The organism is Mesorhizobium sp. M7A.F.Ca.ET.027.03.2.1, from assembly GCF_003999175.1.
GTDB lineage: Bacteria > Pseudomonadota > Alphaproteobacteria > Rhizobiales > Rhizobiaceae > Mesorhizobium.
The window spans coordinates 1-820 of sequence record NZ_RZOM01001631.1 but is presented as its reverse complement, the minus strand read 5'-3'; the positions used below and the strand labels follow the sequence as shown (position 1 = coordinate 820).

The 820-nt window shown below is 61.2% G+C and carries 1 protein-coding gene; it reads right to left on the bottom strand.

Annotation, left to right across the window (positions count from 1 at the left end; genetic code table 11):
- Positions 1-820: hypothetical protein (locus tag EN750_RS36940; RefSeq protein WP_127399457.1), on the bottom strand; the 820-nt coding region annotated here is incomplete at both ends.

Sequence of the window (820 nt, the reverse complement as noted above, 5' to 3'; positions counted from 1 at the left end):
TCCCCCGGCATAGCGGAAGAAGACATTCTTGTAGCCAAAGAGTTGCGGTATGAATTTGGTCTGCGTCTGTCCGGTGATGCCCACGCAGCCCATCTCCCATGCGGCGGCGACAAGCGCATCCAGCGTCGCGCCCCAGTGCAATCCGGATGCCTGGATCTGCAACAGGTTCGCCACGCCGCCGGCTTGACCATAGAAGGCATAACAACCGAGCATTTTGCCCGTTTCGTCGTAGGTCCCACCGAAATGAAGGGGGCCGTCGGCCCGCTTCTCGGCCGCCAGCGCAAGCAGCCGTGCAAGTTCCCCATCCTTCCAACTCGGCCGAAGAGCGTAACCAGACAGGAGGGTCGGCAGCTTCTCGGCAAATTGAACGGCATCGATCGGCTCACGATGGGTGCGATGCGACGATGAATGGAGGACCGGCGGCTCGAACCTTTTCTTCGCGAGAGCATCGAATGCTCTTGCGCATGGATCGAGTACAAGGCGAGGCAGGCCAGGCCATTTACGGTGCAGTGCGGAGGCGGCCATCGCCGCCGGCCGGAAAACATATGTCCATCCCAGACAATGCACAGGAAGGAGTTGGTACTTCATCGGGCGCGCGAAGGCCAAGGATGTCCGGTTGGCCGAATCGGTCAGCTGCAGATCGAATTCGCCTTGATGCAAGGCACGCAGCAATTGGGGTCCGGCCGAGCCGTCATCGGCGCCGGGGTCGGCCATGAGCGGCCCGATGATCGCCGCATTCAATGGCGCTCCATTGAGCTCGTAGCGGGCTTTCAGAACGCCGAGGAATCCACCCAGACGACCCTGCCGGTTGATCTGGACA